The sequence below is a fragment of the Actinoalloteichus spitiensis RMV-1378 genome (assembly GCF_000239155.1).
In the GTDB taxonomy this organism is placed as follows: Bacteria; Actinomycetota; Actinomycetes; order Mycobacteriales; family Pseudonocardiaceae; genus Actinoalloteichus_B; species Actinoalloteichus_B spitiensis.
Genome location: NZ_AGVX02000578.1, coordinates 1 through 961 on the forward strand (window position 1 = coordinate 1; position 961 = coordinate 961).

General features: G+C 63.5%; 2 protein-coding genes. One reads left to right on the forward strand and one right to left on the reverse strand.

All coding sequences use genetic code 11. The annotated features are described in order from the left end of the window. The coding region (locus ACTIDRAF_RS30490; protein WP_016700870.1) for a DUF3558 domain-containing protein at window positions 1–513 on the forward strand (513 nt) is incomplete at its 5' end. Between the two features lie 10 nt (window positions 514–523). On the opposite strand, the gene ACTIDRAF_RS34050 is transcribed toward ACTIDRAF_RS30490, so the two are convergent. Continuing rightward, window positions 524–739 (reverse strand): hypothetical protein, encoded by a 216-nt coding sequence (locus ACTIDRAF_RS34050; protein ID WP_157163200.1) that lies wholly within the window; start codon window positions 737–739, stop codon window positions 524–526. Window positions 740–961 lie beyond the last annotated feature (222 nt).

Consider the following 961-nt stretch of genomic DNA (forward strand, 5'->3'; position numbering starts at 1 on the left):
GGCTGCACCACCGAAACCACCGGACAAGCCCACACCCCCACCGCCCAAGACACCACCCACTCCACCACACCCACCAGCCCCGACAACTCGGCCTTCACCGAGGAAATCGCCAACCTCCTCCCCTGCGAAGTACTCGACGACAACCAAATCACCGACCTCGGATTCGACCCCGCCACAGCTGATTTCACCGACGCGGGAATTCTTTATATGTGCCAGTACACGGTGGCTCCACTGGAAACCCCACTGATGTCCATCAGTATCCGGGGGGATCGAGCATTGGATGAACTGGACCTGACAGACTTCAACTCCACGGACCACCAGGTCGGACCACTCCTCGCACTCCTCATCACCGACGACAGCGACCCGAACATGTGCCAGATCTCCATGGAACTCGGCGAAAATGCCCACGCCACCGTCGCAATCAGCTGGGCCGAATCACAGGAGGCCGCCTGCGAGGCCGCCGAGCGGGTCGCCGCCGTGGTCGAACCTGAACTCCCCCGCGAGCAGAACTGAGCTCACCACCTCAGCTCACACCGTGCAGCAGAACCCCCACCGAGCACAGCGACAGACTGACGAAGGCCGCGCACGCACCGCTCACGGCCTCTCGCCCTTCAACCATGATCTTCAGAGGGGTCGCATCGGGAACACGACGCACATGACGAACCGCGAGCAGTAGGACAGGCTCTACCGGCCAGGCGGTGATTGAACGCAGGACCGCCAGTTCGAAACTATCGCCCATCGCACGCAGGACCGGCTGCGGAACCTTCCTGCCTTCAAGGAACGCGTTTCCCCGAGTGCCAGTTCGGTGGCGTTGACCATGGTGGCGCAGGACCGAGCGACAGCGGTCGGCACGCCGACCTCGGCCGGGGAAAACCTCGTGCTCTACATCCAGGCACTGGAGGACCTCGCCGCCGCCATTCGCGCCTCCGCCCGCGACACCCAACAACGGGACACCGACAAC